The organism is Stappia sediminis (assembly GCF_009826895.1).
Classification (GTDB): Bacteria; Pseudomonadota; Alphaproteobacteria; order Rhizobiales; family Stappiaceae; genus Hongsoonwoonella; species Hongsoonwoonella sediminis.
In genome coordinates this window covers 295,405-310,654 of the sequence record NZ_WUMV01000001.1, presented here as the reverse complement: position 1 = coordinate 310,654, position 15,250 = coordinate 295,405, and the positions used below count along the sequence as shown (strand labels likewise).

Below are 15,250 nucleotides of genomic sequence, written 5' to 3'. Positions count from 1 at the left end.
TTTTCTGAACGATCACCATGTTCCGGCCGGCGCCGCCGCGTTACCCGCGCACCAGCCACACGACGAACACGCCGGCGGCAAGCGCGGCGACACCGGCTGTCCGAAGGAGCTGATCGGGCATCTCGAGCGCCTGGCGCATGAAGTTCTTCATTGCGCCGGGCGCTGCGGCGTAAAGCGCTCCTTCCAGCGCAAGCACCAGGCCGACGGCCGAAAGGAGGTCGCTCATTGTCCCTCGGCGAGTGCCGGTCCGCTCCTCGTGCCCGCGATTGGCGGTCCGCCTCCCTCATTGTCGGAAGGGGTCGCCCGTCCGTCCGGCTTTCCCGTCGGGTTGTTGAAGAAGCGGAAGAACTTGGAGTTCGGCGAAAGCACCAGCGAGGTGTCGCTGCCGTTGCCGAGCCCGTCCTCGTAGGCGCGCATGGAACGGTAGAAGGCGAAGAACTCCGGGTCCTTGTTGTAGGCCTCGGCGAAGATGCGGTTTCGCTCCGCGTCGCCGTCGCCGCGGATGACTTCGCCGTCACGCTGCGCATCGGCGCGGATGACGGTTGCCGTCCGGTCGGCGCGCGCGCGCGTCCTTCTCGCCTGCTCCTCGCCCTGCGCGCGGATTTCCGTCGCCTCGCGCTGGCGTTCGGTCTGCATGCGGCGGAAGATCGCCTCGGAGTTCGCCTGCGGCAGGTCCGCGCGGCGGATCTTCACGTCCACCACGTCGATGCCGATCGCCGTCGCCCGGCTTGAGACGTCGGAGCGGATGTTTTCCATCAGATCGGCCCGGTCGTCGCGCACGATCTGCTCGAAGGTGGCCCGCGCCAGTTCGGTACGCAGCGACGATTGCAGGAAGGTGGACAGGCGCTGGTTCGCCTCGTTGATGTTGTTCACCGTCTGGAAGAACAGCACCGGATTGGTGATGCGATAGCGCGCGAAGGCGTCCACGACGAGGCGCTTCTTGTCGGCCGCGATCGCCTCGATCGGCGGCGCGTTGAGGTCGAGAATGCGCTTGTCGATGAAGATCACGTTCTGGATCAGCGGCGCCTTGACGTGCAGCCCCGCGTCACGCACGCTTTCCTTCACCTCGCCGAACTGCAGCACCAGCGCCTGGCGCGTGGGATCGATCACATAGGTCGAAAGATAGGCCAGCGCCGCCGCTGCCACGGCGAGAATGCCGACTATTCCGAGAAATCCGTTTTTCATCACTGGCTACCTCCGCCCGTTGCGGAGCCCGTGTTCGTGTTCGGCCGGTTTCGAAGCTGGTCGAGCGGCAGATAGGGCACCACGCCCGAGCCCTGCGCCTCGTCGATGATCACCTTCGCATTGGCACCGAGCACCTTTTCGATGGTTTCGAGATAGAGGCGTTCGCGGGTCACGTCGGGCGCCTTCACGTATTCCTCGTAGACCTTGACGAAACGCTGCGCCTGGCCGTTCGCCTCGGCGATCGTCTGGTCGCGATAGGCGTTCGCCGCTTCGGTGATGCGTGCGGCTTCACCGCGCGCTTCCGGCACGACGCGGTTGGCGTATGCCTGGGCCTCGTTCTGGATGCGCTCCTGGTCGGCGCGCGCGGCCTGCACGTCGCGGAAGGCGTCGATCACCTGCTGCGGCGGGTCGACCTTCTGCATCTGCACCTGGGTGATCTCGATGCCGGCGCCGTAGCTGTCGAGCGCCTGTTGCATCAGCGTTTGAACGTCGTTCTGGATCGGCGCGCGGTTTTCGGTCAGCACCGAGTCGATGCGCGACTTGCCGATCACCTCGCGCATGGCGCTTTCGGCCACCGCCTTCACAGTGCCTTCCGGGCTCTGGATGTTGAACAGGAAGTTCGAAACGTCGTCCGGAGTGTTGCGGATGCGCCATTGCACCTTGAAGTCGACGTCGACGATGTTTTCGTCGCCCGTCAGCATCAGGCTTTCTTCCGTGACATCGCGCTGGCGCACGTTGCCGCTGGTGACGAATTCCTCAAGGCCGACCGTGATTTCGCGAAGGCGCAGCACTTCGGGCGTATAGACCGTTCCCACCGGGTAGGGCCAGTTGTAGTTCAGGCCCGGCGGTGTCTGGTCCGTGACCTTGCCGAAGACGAGTTCCACGCCCACCTCGTTGGGCTGCACGCGGTAAAAGCCGGTGCCGAGCCAGATCAGCACGCCGATCGCGATGGCAAGAGCGATCCCCTTGCCGCCCAGGCTTCCGCCGCCGCCGGGCAGTACGGTTTTCAGCTTGTCCTGGCTGCGCCGGAGCAGCTCTTCCAGATCGGGCGGGTTGCCGCCTCCGCCGCCGCGCTGCGGGCCGCCACCCCAGGGGCCGCCACCGCCGCCTCCGCCAGGGTTGCCCCAAGGGCCGCCGCTTCCGCCGCCCTTCCAGCCGCCCCCGTTCTGGTTGCTCCAAGGCATCAAGACATCCTTTTTCGTGGGCCGTTTCCTGAAGGGGCACCCCTTGCCGACAGCCGCTATTGAATCTTAGGTGATGGACCCATAAACAAGGTTGAAATGGTATACGCGGATTTGTTCGGATACGAGGCGCAGGCCTGCAGGAAACCGTCTGGTTTTCAAAGGCTTGCAACGACGTTGCCGGGCAAATCCGCCATATCCTGAAAGGACGCGTAAACGGCTTCGACCTGCTTCGTCGAAGCGCTCGACCGGGTGGCCGACCCGCCCCGCGCTCTTCTCCTTGCATCTCTTTGCCGTTTTAAGCGCCATTCCAGCCTTCTTTATGAGTCCATCACCTTAGCCGATAATGTTTGGCTTGACTGGGGTTATAGGAAAGTTACCCGGCGCTTTCAACGCGTCGTGCACCCCTCGCTTCGGTCGATCATACACCCCTTCCCCGTGCAGCCTTGCCTGTTCCGGCCCGCAGTTGCCACGTGGTGTCTGCATACCCCCACTTCAAGGCGACAAAACGCCGAAATCTCTCACCCGAACAGCCGCTGCGCGTGCCAGGCGACATGATCTTCCATGAAAGTGGAGATGAAATAGTAGGAATGGTCGTATCCGCCCAGCAGGCGCAGGGTGAGGTCGATTCCCGCCTCCCGGCAGGCGGCGTCGAACGCCCAGGGTTTCAGCTGCTCTTCCAGAAAGCCGTCGGCCTGTCCCTGGTCGATCAGGATATCGCCGCGAAAGCCTCTGGATCGCGCCAGTTCGCAGGCGTCATGCTCCGCCCATTTGGCCCTGTCCTCGCCGAGGTACGCGCCAAGCGCCTTGTGCCCCCATGGGCAGTCGAGCGGGTTGGTTATCGGCGCGAAGGCGGAAAGAGAACGGAAAACGTCCGGGTGGCGCATGGCAAGCGTCAGCGCGCCGTGCCCGCCCATGGAATGGCCGGTCACACCGATCGCATCCGCATCCACCGGCAGGCTTTCGGCAAGGAGCTTCGGCAGTTCGCGCGCCACATAGTCTTCCATTCGGAAATGCGCCGCCCACGGCTCTTGCGTGGCGTTGACGTAGAACCCCGCCCCCTGGCCAAGGTCGTAGGCCTCGTCGTCGGCGACGCCTTCCCCGCGCGGGCTCGTGTCGGGGGCGATGAAGATCATGCCGTGATCGGCCGCCGGGCGCTGCGCCCCGCCCTTAACCGTCACGTTCTCCCAGGTGCAGGTAAGCCCGGAGAGATAGAACAGCGTGGGGCAAAGCTCGCCTCTCAGCGCTTCTTCGGGCAGGAAAACGGCGACATCCATATCGGTCCCGGTCGAGGACGAGCGATGGCGGTAGACCCGCTGTTCGCCGCCGAAGGCCCTGGCGTTGGAAATCAGTTGCAGCGTCATTTGTGTGCTTCCAGGCTTTGGTTTTCTTGCGGAGAGCGCAGCATATCCACGTGGGGTATGCCGTCTTCAAGGTATTCCGGCGATACGGCCTCAAAACCGTGAGTGCCATAGAAGCGCACAACTTGCGCCTGCGCGCTCAAGAATACCGGCCTGCCGGGGTAAAGGCTTTGCGCCTTCTCAAGTCCCGCTTCCATCAGGCGCCGTCCAAGCCCCGTTCCCCGCCATGCGGGCGCGACCACGATCCGCCCAAGCTTCACCGGCTTCTCACCCTCGGGGTGGATCAGCCGCAAATAGGCCGCGACCGCGCCCTCCCCGTCTCCCTCTGCGTAACTGATGACGAGATGCAGCGCACCCACGTCCAGATCGTCGATTTCCGGATAGGCGCAGTCCTGCTCGACGATGAAGACGGCGACCCTCAGCCGGTAAACCTCGTGCAGGCACCTCGGGCTGAATTCGTCGAGCGTCTTCCACGTGAAAAGAAGCGGATTTTTCCGCGTTTCAGTCATTTTTGGATTGTCTCCGGTGGCAGCGGCCAAACAAGAGCTTTATGTCAGGCCGGAACCAACTGGTATTATCCCGTGCGGATTCACAGGAACGATACCGCAATAACGGCCAAAAGCATCGATATACGAAGAACGTCATCCCGGCCCGCGTGCGCTTTGGCGCATCGCGAGAGCCGGGATCCAGCGTGCCCGATGCGCGCAAGCGCACTTCAAAATTGTTCCGTGCGGGCGTTGCCCGCGTCATATATCTGGCCCCCGGATCATCGCTCGGCTTCGCCTCACTTGTCCGGGGTGACGTTCATCGTAAAGCAAACGCCATACCGCGTACGGGATGGCCGTCGCGCGGTGGGCGCAAGCCGGCGTCGTTTCAGCGAAGAATCCTTCACCGCTCCTTGGCCGGGCTCAGGCGGGCAATCTGCTCTTCCAGCCGTACCAGTGCCTGGCCTGTGCGTTCGTGCAGGTCCTTGACCGATTTCAGGCTCGCCTGCAGCACGGCAAGTTCGCTTGAAAACGTCTCGTCCGCCGGCGCTTCTCCAAGGCCGTAGAGCAGCCACGTGGGGCTGACGGACAGGAAACCCGCCAGCATCGTCAGCCGGTTGGCGCGCGGTTCGGTTCGTCCGCTTTCCCACCCGCTGACGGTTGCCGTCTTTACGCCGAGCCTGCGCGCAAGCTGGGCGGAAGAAAGGTTCGACGCCTCGCGCGCGTGGCGGATGCGTTGGCCGATGGACGATTTTTCGGGGACCGTCGACCAGATCGTTGCGGTGTTGCTCATGGCCTCGTCTCCATCATTCGGAGTTTGAGCGGCAGCACGGTCGCCGAAATGGGCCGCGCCGCCTGATTGCAAGGTCTTGTGAAACCTCAGAACGTGACGACGGAACGGATCGACTTGCCTTCGTGCATCAGGTCGAAGGCGTTGTTGATCTCTTCCAGCGGCATCGTATGCGTGATCATGCAGTCGATCTCTATCTTGCCGTCCATGTACCATTCGACGATCTTCGGCACGTCCGTGCGCCCCCTCGCGCCGCCGAAGGCCGTGCCGCGCCAGGACCGGCCGGTAACGAGCTGGAAGGGCCGCGTGGAAATTTCCTCGCCCGCACCCGCGACGCCGATGATGATGCTTTCGCCCCACCCCTTGTGGCAGCATTCCAGCGCCTGGCGCATGACCTGCGGCTTGCCGATGCACTCGAAGGAATAATCCGCCCCGCCACCGGTGATATCCACCAGATGGGCCACGAGATCGCCTTCCACCTCCTTTGGGTTGACGAAATGCGTCATGCCGAGGCGCTCGGCCAGCTCCCGCTTGCCGGGGTTGATGTCTACGCCGACGATCTTGTCGGCCCCCACCATGCGCGCACCCTGAATGACGTTGAGTCCGATGCCGCCAAGCCCGAAAACCACGACATTGGAGCCCGGCTCCACCTTTGCCGTGTTGACGACCGCACCGATGCCGGTCGTCACGCCGCAGCCGATATAGCAGATCTTGTCGAAGGGTGCGTCCGGGTTCACCTTGGCAAGTGCGATCTCCGGCAGCACCGTGAAATTGGCGAAGGTTGAGGTGCCCATATAATGCAACACCCGCTCGCCGTTGATGGAAAAGCGGCTCGTTCCGTCCGGCATCAGGCCCTGGCCTTGCGTGGAGCGGATCGCCTGGCAAAGGTTGGTCTTGGGGTTCAGGCAGTATTCGCAGTTGCGGCACTCGGGCGTATAGAGCGGGATCACGTGGTCGCCCGCCTTCAGAGACGTCACGCCCTTGCCCACTTCGCGCACGATGCCGGCGCCCTCATGGCCGAGGATCGCGGGAAAAAGCCCTTCCGGGTCCGCGCCGGACAGCGTGAAGGCATCCGTGTGGCACACGCCGGTCGCCATGATCTCGACAAGGACCTCGAATTCCTTCGGCCCTTCCAGTTGCACGGTCTCGATCGTGAGCGGCGCTCCGGCCTTGTGCGCAACGGCGGCTCTGACATCCATCAGTCAAATCTCCCCTTCGGGCCGCAAGCGGATACGCGGCCGATCTCTGTTGGCCCCGATCCTAGGACAGGCGGCAATGCGATGAAAGTACGCGGGGCGACGTAATCGGGCTTACACGCGACGCCGATACGTAAGGTACGTTACTTCGGCGCTGTCCTTCTCGCCGCGTTCCGGCCCCTCGCGCGCCGTTTCGCGCCATTGTCCCGCATCGATATCGGGAAAATGCGTGTCGCCTTCCGGCATAGCGTGAACGCGCGTGATTTCCAGCCGGTCGGCGAGAGCGATGGTCGCGCGGTAGATCTCGCCCCCGCCCATGACGATTACGCTGTCGGCACCGCCGTCCCGCGCGAGCCGTCGCGCAAGCTCGATGGCCGCCTCCACGGTCGCAACCACATCCGCTCCTTTGGCGTCGAATGACGCGTCGCGCGTGACGACGATATTGGGGCGGTCGGGCAGCGGCTTGCCGATGGACTGGAACGTCTTGCGCCCCATGATGACGGGGCGTCCGACCGTCAATCTCTTGAAGCGGCGCAGGTCGCTCGGCAGCCGCCAGGGCATGTCGTTGCCCGCGCCGATCACGTCATTGTCGGCAACCGCCGCGATCAGCACGATTTCCGGTTCGCCCACCTTGTCCGCCACGCCTGCCTTGTCCGCCACGCCTGCCTCGCCGGTCCCGCTCACTCGCCGTGTCCGTTCAGGTAGGATAATGCCAGATCGGCGTGATCCGTGAACAAGCCGTCGAGTTTTGCCGTTTCCACCGCCGCTTTCAGGAGGATATCGAAGCTTGCCGCCCATTTCGGCAACCGGTCGGCGCGGAAAGTATAGGCGTGGATCGTGAGGCCGAGGTCTTGGGCGTTCGGGGCCAACTTCAGCGCTTCGGCCTCGCCGTTTCCGTCCGTATCGTCCAGGACATGGCCGATCCAGGGGCCGATTCCGTCGGCAACGGCGGCGATTTCCTTCAGTCCGTCGGGCGTCTTCAAGTGGTCGAAATCGACATCCGGTGCAAGATCCCATCGGTTTTCGCCGATGAGCTGGACCAGCTTTCCCTTGAAACCGAGTTCCGAGCGAATGCGCTGGACTTCGTTCCAGTCGAAGGATTGCAGGAAGAACGGATCATCCTTGTCCGAATAGCCGTTTTCGGCCAGCACGTTGAGAACGACCCGCGAAATGTCCTGTCCTTCGGCGCGGTGGAACGCCGGGCTCTTGATTTCGGGATAGACGCCTGCGCGCCGCCCGGTCGAGGCGTTCAGCCCCTTGATGAGGTCCAGTTCCTCCTGGAGCGTGGGCACGCGGAATATCGTCGCACCGCCGCGCGGAAAGCGGCCGTCGAAGGCGGGCTGCCCGTCGCGCTGGCGTTCCATGACCCTGAGGCGCCTGATTTCTTCCAGGGTGAAGTCGATGGCGTAGAACTTGCCGTCCTCGCGCGCCCGGCCCGCAAAGACGCTCGCCACATCCGTCGTCGCATCCAGCGTGATGTCGTGCATGACGATCGGCACGCCGTCCTTCGTCAGCACCACATCCTGCTCGATGAAGTCCGCGCCGAAGGCATGGGCCATCGCCTTTCCGGCGAGCGTGTGTTCCGGCAGATAGGCCGGTGCGCCACGGTGTGCGATCACGACCGGGCGATTTTCGTCAGCTCCGGCAGGCTGCGCCAATCCGGCGAAAATCGCGGCTGCGGCGAACATCAAGGCGGGCCATTTCGCCCGCACGCGCGACGGAAGAACCATCAAGCAACCCTTCAACTCATTGATTAAACGGAAACTTCCGCCTTGATATGCGGGTGCGGGTCGTAATCCTCAAGCGTGAAATCCTCGAAGCGGAAAGCGAACAGGTCCGTCACATCCGGGTTGATGCGCATCGTCGGCAGGCGGCGCGGTTCGCGCGAAAGCTGCTCGCGCGCCTGGTCGATGTGGTTCAGGTAAAGATGCGCATCGCCAAAGGTATGAACGAAGTCGCCCGGCTCGTAGCCCGTCACCTGCGCCACCATCATCGTCAAGAGCGCGTAGGAAGCGATGTTGAAGGGCACGCCAAGGAAGACGTCCGCCGATCTTTGGTAGAGTTGGCAGGAAAGCCTGCCGTCGGCAATGTAGAACTGGAACATCGAATGGCACGGCGGCAGCGCCATCTCGTCGACCAGCGCCGGGTTCCAGGCGGAGACGATCAGCCTGCGCGAATCCGGCGACTTGCGGATCATCTCCAGAAGATTGGCGATCTGGTCGATCGAGCGACCGTCCGGCGCCGGCCATGATCGCCACTGATAGCCGTAGACCGGGCCGAGGTCGCCGTTCTCGTCGGCCCATTCGTCCCAGATGCGCACACCGTGCTCTTTCAGGTAGGCGATATTCGTGTCGCCGGCGAGGAACCACAAGAGTTCGTGAACGATGGACTTCAGGTGCAGCTTCTTGGTCGTGACGAGGGGGAAACCCTTGCCGAGGTCGAAACGCATCTGATGACCGAAGACAGAGCGCGTGCCCGTACCCGTCCGGTCGGACTTATCCACGCCCTCTTCGAGTATGCGTATCATGAGGTCAAGATACTGCCGCAAGGTCAGGCTCCCGCGATTCGAATGACACTCAAGGGTCGGCCCGCGATGCGCCGAACACAAGGCCCATAAATCGCCGGCGGAATTTTGAGGAACCTTTTTTCACCGCTTTGACGCCGAATTTGCCGTCTCAGGATTTCTCCTCGACGATCTTCGGCCACTCCTTCTCCGCCTTGTCGATAAAGCCCGGCACGTCCTTGTGCCAACGTTCCTGGATCGAATTGTCGTAGTTGAGATAAAGCTTTCCGCCCACAATATCCCAGACATTCGGGTCACCCTTCGCAAGATACCCCTGTGCCGTGGCCCAGGCGCAGTATCCGCCGTAGGCAGGTGCGTATTCGTCCGGCGAATTTCGGAAAAGCTCCCGATTTTCTTCTCTGGAGAAGCGCCAAATCGCGCCTTTATAGCTTAGCGTGATGTCGGGAGAACCTTTTACCGGCTCGCCTTTCTTGAAGTATGCAACCGGATCATAACCGCCGACGGCCACTCCCTCTACGAGACCGGTATAAACGAGGCCTGTATCGGCCCCGTAGAAGATCCTGTAATAGCTGTAACCGCCTGCGGCGGCCGCGGCGCAGAGCAAAATCACAAGTCCGATCAATATGTTGCGCCGTGACAGTTTCATCCCCCAACGCTCCTAGCGCCCATTGCCCCGAAAATCGTCGAACCCTCTATATAGTGTCGATTGTGCTCACATGCATTCACAAGCAATCGAACCTTCCCCCTTTTCTAAACCTCACCCAGCGCTTATATAAAACCTGCCGGTTCACGCCGGCTATGGCGATAAATGGTCAGTGAAATAAGCCTTTCGGACCCGGGGGCGGTACCCGGCGCCTCCACCCGAGCCCGTTGAGAAAGCGGGCTCCGGTGGGGGCGAAATAGGATCGACGAGGGTGTAAAGACTGTGCTTTCGCCCGGCATGGTTCCGCCGTTATCGGGCCGACTCAATAGTTGCTAATGACAACTATGCTATGGACAACGCTGTCGCCGCGTAATGCGGTGCCGGTAGTCCTTTAAGTCCTGTCGGGTAGCACCGGCAGGCGGGGTCCGGAGGCACCTGGCAACAGAAGCCTCCACTTCATTCCATGAAGTTTCGTGCAAATCGCGTGGCGCGGCCGGCGAAATCGCTGACCGAGCTTCCCTTTTGCCGGGCGTCGCGGCATGGTGTGCGTAATGAGAAAGATTGCGAGCGGTTACCGTCAATGGCCGAAGACCTGATCCGATACGACATCGTCATCCAGGACGCGCTCAGGGGCGCGGTGAAGAAGATCCTGACGGAGGTCACCCGAACCGGCCTTCCCGGCGAACATCATTTCTATATCGCGTTCGACACGAACGCGCCCGGCGTGCGGATTTCAAACCGCCTGCACGAACGCTACCCGCAGGAAATGACGATCGTCCTGCAGCATCAGTTCTGGGACCTGGCCGTGAGCGACCATTTCTTCGAGGTCGGCCTGTCCTTCGGCGGAATTCCCGAACGCCTTGTAATCCCTTTCTCGGCAGTCAAGGGCTTTTTCGATCCTTCCGTGCAGTTCGCGCTGGAATTCGAGCCGGGCAAGACGGCGGAGGAGCTGCCGGACGAATTGCGCGAAGTGATCGAGGAAGAGGCGAAGGCGGAAGAAACTCTGGAGAAGATCGAAGCTCTCACGGATGGACGCGAAGCTTCGGCGAAGCAGGCAAACACGAAACTTCAGAAAGTGGAAGACGACGCCGGCTCTCAGGACGACGGGGAAACAAAGAAGGAAACAGCCGACAATGGCGCCGACGTCGTTTCCCTCGACGCGTTCCGCAAGAAAACCTGACGTTTAAGATCTCATGGCATCCGGACCGCGCGGCCGCGTTCGGATCAGGCAGTCGGGTGCTTGAAATGACCGGCGAAATCGTCAACCTGAGGCGGGCCCGAAAGGCCAGGTCGCGCAGCGAAAAGGAAAAACGCGCGGAGGAAAACCGCGTGGCTTTCGGACGCAGCAAAGCCGAGAAAAAGCGCGATGCCGCCGAAAGAAAAATGGCGGACGACAGGCTGGAAGGTCACCGCCGGAGCGAGCAGAACGACCAGGGCGACGAATGAGCCTGAAGAAACGCTCGCTCACCCTGCACGGTCACAGGACAAGCCTCGCGCTGGAGCCGGAATTTTGGGCGGCCCTTGAGGAAATCGCCGTTTCCAGGGCGATGAGCCTCGCCGCTTTCATTGCATCCATAGACGATGGCCGGGATCCGGAAAGCGCGCTTTCATCAGCCGTGCGCGTGACGGTGCTCGAACATTACCGCAGCCGCGCAAAGTCGGACGACGGCTGAGGAGCTACCTGTTGCTTGGAAAGCCGATGATCCTTCCGCCCGGAAGCCGCTTGTAGTTTTCGGAAGGATCGTCAACGCGGCTAGCACTCCTTGCGGTCGAGCTTGCGCGGACCGCCGACCTGCTGCCGGAGGTTGCCCGGCGGCTGGCAACCGTACCCGTCACATCATTATCAATTCGCGCCGGAGGCGTCGGAATATTCCGCACGCCCGGAAGCTCGAACTGCGGATCGGATATGACGCGCGTGTCAAGCGGCGGGAGTTCCGTTCCCGCGGGAACTGGCTGCGCTTCCGGCACATTCGCATCGCCAGCGCTCTCCCTTTGGATAATGGCGCGAATCTGATCCTCGAAAGGCGTTGTCGCGGGTTTCGTCGTGCCGGCAGCAGCGTCGGTATCGGCAGCGCCGGACGCAGCTCCGCCGCCCGGCGCCTCGTGCGCCGGCTCATTCACGACGATCGGCGCGAGCACCTCGACCGGCTTGTTTACCGGCCCGGGAATTGATGCGTTCCGGTTGTCTCCGTCGACCACCACTCCCCCGTTCAATGGCTCAAACAGGGTTTCGGACTGTTTTCCGCCCCCGGAAGACGGAGCCGGATCATCGTCGCCTGCCGGCACCTCGCTTCCCTCGCCTTCGGCAGCCTTCGCGGCGGCCTCCTCCGCCCGTCGCGCGGCTTCCTCCTCCTCGCGCGCCTGGCGTTCACGTTCTTCCTTCAGGCGTCTCAACTCGCGGACAAGCCGGTCGCGTTCCAGGATTTCGGCCTGCAATTGCTCCACCCGCTGGACTTCCTGCTCGAAGGCCCGCAGCGTGAGAAATGCGGTGAATGGCGCGATATCGACATGGCGGCGGGGCTCGTAAAGCGGCCCTTCCAGGACGATGCCGACCTGCGGTTCGGCGCCCGTGACGGCGTTTTCACCCGGATCGACCTTGAGTGAGAAATCGCCGCTGACGGTTTCCTTTGCCAGATCGACCTGCGCATTGCCGAAGAGCGCGGCCAACTTGTTGTCGACGCTGACATTGCGGATACGAGCGACGCCACCGGCAATGACGAAGCTGCCGTCGATGGCCTGATAGGGCAGCACGCCAACATCCAGGTGACTTTCGAACGCATCGGAGATCTTGCCGTCCTCAAGGTCGAGGCCAGCATCGGCCGCGCGGATGACAAGGCCGAAAGCATCGGGATTGAGGCCCCGGATTTCACCGTTTTCCGCCTTGAAGGTACCGCCGCCGGAAAGACTGGCGACAAGACCGTTGATCGAACGCCCCGCGCCTTCGAAATCGGCATTGACGTCAAGGGCACCAGTCGCCAATGGCCGCCCGTCGCGCCGCCACACGAGAGAGGAGACATCGGCACTCGAAATTCTCACCGATCCGTTCACCGCAGCCTGGCCGCGGGAGCGCTTGATGGAGAGCGAGCCAGCCAGTTTGCCGCCGGCGAAACCCGCTTCATCCGCCTCGATCAGAAGATCGCCGGGCTTCAGGCGCAACCTTCCGGACGCATTATCCGCGGAAAGGCCGCCGCCGAGCGTCATTTTCTCGGCAGCAAGGTCGAGCGAAACGTCGATACCGTCGACGAATTCCGCGCCGAAGGAACCCTCCGGCCAGTTCGAATCGGCAGAAACGGAGGACCATTGATCGGCGCCAAGGAGCAACTCGCTCACAAACCGCATATCGAGATCTGAAAGCGCAAGCGAACCGGTGAATTTCGGCAGGAGATCCGCAATATCCCGCCTCAGATCGCCGTTCACATCCGCCCGGATGCGCGTTCCCGCCACTTCGCCCGCGATATCGCGAAGCTGGAATGCATCTCCCTCGCCATCCAGCGACATGGCGAGATCGACGGAAGCATCACCCGCAAGCAGCGGGGGCATGCGTCCTGCGAGTAGCGCGAAGGGCGTAATATCTTCAGCTTTCAAAACGATATTGCCGGTATAGCGGTACGGTTCGTCCGCACCGGCCGAGACCTTGCCGACGGCAAGTACGGACGCACCATCCGCTTCCGCTCTCAGCCTCGCATCGACGACATCCGCGGGAACGCCCCTCATGCCGAAAGAGATACGGCCCTCGCCAAGACTCGCGACCGGCAGAAGCCGAAAACCTGCCTGCTTCAGGAGCTTCGCCCCGTCCGGACCGGCAAGCTTGCCCGAAATATCAAGGTCCGCCTCGCGCCAGGAATCGAGCCTGCCGTTCAGACCGGCACTCAGGCTCACATCGCTTCCGCCAGCCGTGCCGGAAACCTGCAACCGGGCTTCGGTTCCCTCATCCTGGCCTTCACCTGTGAAACGCAGGTCAAGCTCGGCAGGCGACAGCGCGCCGGCCGTCCGTTTCAGCGCTGAAACAGCCGGGTTTTCCGGCGCAATCGTGCCGAGCAAACGCGCCAGTCCGGTCAGGTCGCTGGCCTCGACATCCGCCCTCAAATCACCTTGCGGGCTGGTGGAAAGGTCGGAAACGAAACCTTTGGCCGAAATTCGCGCACCCGCAATATCGCGGGCCGTCACGTCGTTTACCGTCAGGACGTCCCCCGAATAGGCGGCATCGATCGTCACATCGCTGGCGGTTACGCCGCCAGCCGCCACAGCATCGGAATAAAGCTTCAGGACGATATCGGTATTGGCGCCCGCAAAACCCGCAAGGCCGCCCGAAGGGTCGGCAAGGAAAAGCCTTGCAAGCAACGCCACCTGATCCAGGTCGACACGTTCAGCGTCCAGATCCGCATACAGGCTGTTGTGGGTGTCGTCTTCCGCCGTGAAGCGGAACGTCCCCCGCCCGACATGATCGGCAAGATGAAACTCAAGGTCGGAGAGCGACACGCCGCTCGGCCCTGCATCAAGCCGGCTCTGCAGGGCAAGTGGTGCTACCGGTTCCGCCAGGGCAACGCCTTTACGGTACCAGTCGGCAAAGCCGTTCGGCTGTTCGAGCGACGCCGCGAAACTACCCCGGAAGCTGGGACTCGGCTCGATCTTTAGATCGCCGCGCAACAGAATATCGCTCCGCCCGGGCAGACGCGCCCTGAGTTCCGCGATATTCCAGCCCGTTCCGGCCGTCTTCGCATCGATCGTCAGGTCCTGCACGATACCGCCGCCGACGACGGTTGCCGGAATATCGACAACAGCGTGCCCTTCAAGCGGCAGGCGCGGCATGCGGGGAAGCGCAGCAAGCAACTGCGAGATCGCGTCGGAGATCTCGATAGGTTCCTGAGGACCGGCGCCAAGCAACCGGTCGATGTCGATCTGCTTGGCACGCGCCGTCACATCGAAGCGCGGTTCTTCGCCGGAAAGCAGGATCTTGCCTTCACCCTCGACCGTAACCGGACGCTCTTCCGGTCCGTACCGGGCAACCAGTTCGGAAAACGCGATTTCGCCGACGTCGAGGAGATACTCGCCCTCCGCCCGCCAGGCGCGGTGCCTTTCCTCTTCGGGCGTTATGGAATTCGCTGTGAACACGCCCTCGTAACTCGGGCGTCCGTCGGTGTGCGAGAGCTTGCCGTCGAACAGGAATTCGGCCGGAACGGAAACCGGAGTCACTTGGGATTTCAGGCGAATATCGCCGGTATCCTGCTGGCGCCCCGTGGCGAGACGCACGGTCGCGCGCTCGCCGGCCATCGTCGCGGTGCCATCCACCTTGAAGGGCCCCAGAAGGGAACGCGCGGTAACCAATGCATCGATGTCGGTGATCGAGTGGCTCTTGCCGTTGCGGGCATCGATCAGCGTGGCGGTACCGTCGACGATCTCCACCTGCTCGAGCGTGACTTTCTCCGGATCGATTTCCGAAAGGACGCTCTGGCGCGGCGCGGCGGTGAACCAGTCGAGCCTGCCCGCCTCGTCGAGCGACAGCCTCAGGTCCGGCCGCTCCATCGTCATGTCCAGGACCTTGACCTCGCCCTTGAGGAGCGGCGGCAGTTCGACACGCACCACGAAGCGGGAGACCGCGAGGAGAGGATCCTCGATCTCGCCCACACGGACATCGGTGAAAGTCAGGGTCGGAATGGGCAGAAGGCGCATGTCGGCATCGCCGCGCACCACGACGCGATGACCCAGCACACGCTCGCCATAAGCCTCGAACGTGGAGCGATATGCCGTCCAATCGATGAAAAACGGACCGATAAGCGCTGCGAGTAGCGCCACGATGAGCGTTACGCCGACTGTAATGTAGACCGAATTCAGCGCGAACCTCCGTTCCTGCCCCGGGACCGACCTGTGGTCTGCTCGTCAAAATG

The 15,250-nt window shown here is 62.5% G+C and carries 16 protein-coding genes and 1 other RNA gene; 4 read left to right on the top strand and 13 right to left on the bottom strand.

Annotation, left to right across the window (positions count from 1 at the left end; all coding sequences use genetic code 11):
* Nucleotides 1–40: 40 nt before the first annotated feature.
* The 12 genes from GR183_RS01445 to GR183_RS01395 form a co-directional block, all read right to left on the bottom strand.
* Nucleotides 41–226 (bottom strand): DUF2065 domain-containing protein, encoded by a 186-nt coding sequence (locus tag GR183_RS01445; protein WP_160773802.1) that lies wholly within the window; start codon nucleotides 224–226, stop codon nucleotides 41–43.
* Nucleotides 223–1,185 carry a protease modulator HflC gene (gene hflC / locus GR183_RS01440; protein WP_160773801.1) on the bottom strand — a complete coding sequence of 321 codons (963 nt, stop codon included), beginning with the start codon at nucleotides 1,183–1,185 and terminating at the stop codon, nucleotides 223–225. The genes GR183_RS01445 and hflC overlap by 4 nt, the downstream gene beginning before the upstream one ends.
* Nucleotides 1,185–2,369: an FtsH protease activity modulator HflK gene (hflK, locus tag GR183_RS01435; protein WP_160773800.1), complete on the bottom strand. Its 1,185-nt coding sequence runs from the start codon at nucleotides 2,367–2,369 to the stop codon at nucleotides 1,185–1,187. The genes hflC and hflK overlap by 1 nt, the downstream gene beginning before the upstream one ends.
* A gap of 66 nt (nucleotides 2,370–2,435) precedes the next feature.
* Nucleotides 2,436–2,675, bottom strand: coding sequence for a hypothetical protein (locus GR183_RS21735; protein ID WP_208999723.1), 240 nt, complete (start codon nucleotides 2,673–2,675; stop codon nucleotides 2,436–2,438).
* Between the two features lie 212 nt (nucleotides 2,676–2,887).
* Nucleotides 2,888–3,724 (bottom strand): S-formylglutathione hydrolase, encoded by an 837-nt coding sequence (fghA, locus tag GR183_RS01430; RefSeq protein WP_160774179.1) that lies wholly within the window; start codon nucleotides 3,722–3,724, stop codon nucleotides 2,888–2,890.
* Nucleotides 3,725–3,726: 2 nt separating this feature from the next.
* Nucleotides 3,727–4,236 carry a GNAT family N-acetyltransferase gene (locus GR183_RS01425; protein WP_160773799.1) on the bottom strand — a complete coding sequence of 170 codons (510 nt, stop codon included), beginning with the start codon at nucleotides 4,234–4,236 and terminating at the stop codon, nucleotides 3,727–3,729.
* A gap of 379 nt (nucleotides 4,237–4,615) precedes the next feature.
* Complete coding sequence (locus GR183_RS01420; RefSeq protein WP_160773798.1) at nucleotides 4,616–5,005, bottom strand: helix-turn-helix domain-containing protein; 390 nt, start codon at nucleotides 5,003–5,005, stop codon at nucleotides 4,616–4,618.
* 86 nt (nucleotides 5,006–5,091) lie between these two features.
* Nucleotides 5,092–6,201 carry an S-(hydroxymethyl)glutathione dehydrogenase/class III alcohol dehydrogenase gene (locus tag GR183_RS01415; protein WP_160773797.1) on the bottom strand — a complete coding sequence of 370 codons (1,110 nt, stop codon included), beginning with the start codon at nucleotides 6,199–6,201 and terminating at the stop codon, nucleotides 5,092–5,094.
* Nucleotides 6,202–6,312: 111 nt separating this feature from the next.
* Nucleotides 6,313–6,828, bottom strand: coding sequence for a dihydrofolate reductase (locus GR183_RS01410; RefSeq protein WP_312846770.1), 516 nt, complete (start codon nucleotides 6,826–6,828; stop codon nucleotides 6,313–6,315).
* Between the two features lie 50 nt (nucleotides 6,829–6,878).
* Nucleotides 6,879–7,928, bottom strand: coding sequence for a glycerophosphodiester phosphodiesterase (gene glpQ, locus GR183_RS01405; protein ID WP_208999722.1), 1,050 nt, complete (start codon nucleotides 7,926–7,928; stop codon nucleotides 6,879–6,881).
* A gap of 23 nt (nucleotides 7,929–7,951) precedes the next feature.
* The gene (locus GR183_RS01400) at nucleotides 7,952–8,746 is read right to left on the bottom strand and encodes a thymidylate synthase (protein WP_160773795.1); all 795 of its coding nucleotides are present in this window, start codon (nucleotides 8,744–8,746) and stop codon (nucleotides 7,952–7,954) included.
* Nucleotides 8,747–8,873: 127 nt separating this feature from the next.
* Complete coding sequence (locus GR183_RS01395; RefSeq protein WP_160773794.1) at nucleotides 8,874–9,368, bottom strand: YHS domain-containing (seleno)protein; 495 nt, start codon at nucleotides 9,366–9,368, stop codon at nucleotides 8,874–8,876.
* A 96-nt stretch (nucleotides 9,369–9,464) separates the two neighbouring features.
* Between GR183_RS01395 and ssrA the strand changes: the two genes are divergently transcribed.
* The 4 genes from ssrA to GR183_RS01375 all read left to right on the top strand — a co-directional run bounded on the left by ssrA (nucleotide 9,465) and on the right by GR183_RS01375 (nucleotide 11,038).
* Nucleotides 9,465–9,821: a transfer-messenger RNA gene (gene ssrA, locus GR183_RS01390) on the top strand.
* Between the two features lie 124 nt (nucleotides 9,822–9,945).
* Nucleotides 9,946–10,545, top strand: coding sequence for an SspB family protein (locus GR183_RS01385; protein WP_160773793.1), 600 nt, complete (start codon nucleotides 9,946–9,948; stop codon nucleotides 10,543–10,545).
* Between the two features lie 65 nt (nucleotides 10,546–10,610).
* On the top strand, nucleotides 10,611–10,811 hold the full coding sequence (locus GR183_RS01380) for a DUF4169 family protein (RefSeq protein WP_160773792.1): 201 nt from the start codon (nucleotides 10,611–10,613) through the stop codon (nucleotides 10,809–10,811).
* Nucleotides 10,808–11,038, top strand: coding sequence for a ribbon-helix-helix domain-containing protein (locus GR183_RS01375; protein WP_160773791.1), 231 nt, complete (start codon nucleotides 10,808–10,810; stop codon nucleotides 11,036–11,038). The genes GR183_RS01380 and GR183_RS01375 overlap by 4 nt, the downstream gene beginning before the upstream one ends.
* A 4-nt stretch (nucleotides 11,039–11,042) precedes the next feature.
* On the opposite strand, the gene GR183_RS01370 is transcribed toward GR183_RS01375, so the two are convergent.
* Nucleotides 11,043–15,158 (bottom strand): AsmA family protein, encoded by a 4,116-nt coding sequence (locus GR183_RS01370; RefSeq protein ID WP_160773790.1) that lies wholly within the window; start codon nucleotides 15,156–15,158, stop codon nucleotides 11,043–11,045.
* Between the last annotated feature and the right edge of the window lie 92 nt (nucleotides 15,159–15,250).

Coding starts and splice junctions, on each gene's coding strand:
- GR183_RS01445 (WP_160773802.1), bottom strand. CDS start 226: ATGAGCGACCTCCTTTCGGCCGTCGGCCTGGTGCTTGCGCTGGAAGGA.
- hflC (WP_160773801.1), bottom strand. CDS start 1,185: ATGAAAAACGGATTTCTCGGAATAGTCGGCATTCTCGCCGTGGCAGCG.
- hflK (WP_160773800.1), bottom strand. CDS start 2,369: ATGCCTTGGAGCAACCAGAACGGGGGCGGCTGGAAGGGCGGCGGAAGC.
- GR183_RS21735 (WP_208999723.1), bottom strand. CDS start 2,675: ATGGCGCTTAAAACGGCAAAGAGATGCAAGGAGAAGAGCGCGGGGCGG.
- GR183_RS01425 (WP_160773799.1), bottom strand. CDS start 4,236: ATGACTGAAACGCGGAAAAATCCGCTTCTTTTCACGTGGAAGACGCTC.
- GR183_RS01420 (WP_160773798.1), bottom strand. CDS start 5,005: ATGAGCAACACCGCAACGATCTGGTCGACGGTCCCCGAAAAATCGTCC.
- GR183_RS01415 (WP_160773797.1), bottom strand. CDS start 6,201: ATGGATGTCAGAGCCGCCGTTGCGCACAAGGCCGGAGCGCCGCTCACG.
- glpQ (WP_208999722.1), bottom strand. CDS start 7,928: ATGGTTCTTCCGTCGCGCGTGCGGGCGAAATGGCCCGCCTTGATGTTC.
- GR183_RS01395 (WP_160773794.1), bottom strand. CDS start 9,368: ATGAAACTGTCACGGCGCAACATATTGATCGGACTTGTGATTTTGCTC.
- GR183_RS01385 (WP_160773793.1), top strand. CDS start 9,946: ATGGCCGAAGACCTGATCCGATACGACATCGTCATCCAGGACGCGCTC.
- GR183_RS01380 (WP_160773792.1), top strand. CDS start 10,611: ATGACCGGCGAAATCGTCAACCTGAGGCGGGCCCGAAAGGCCAGGTCG.
- GR183_RS01375 (WP_160773791.1), top strand. CDS start 10,808: ATGAGCCTGAAGAAACGCTCGCTCACCCTGCACGGTCACAGGACAAGC.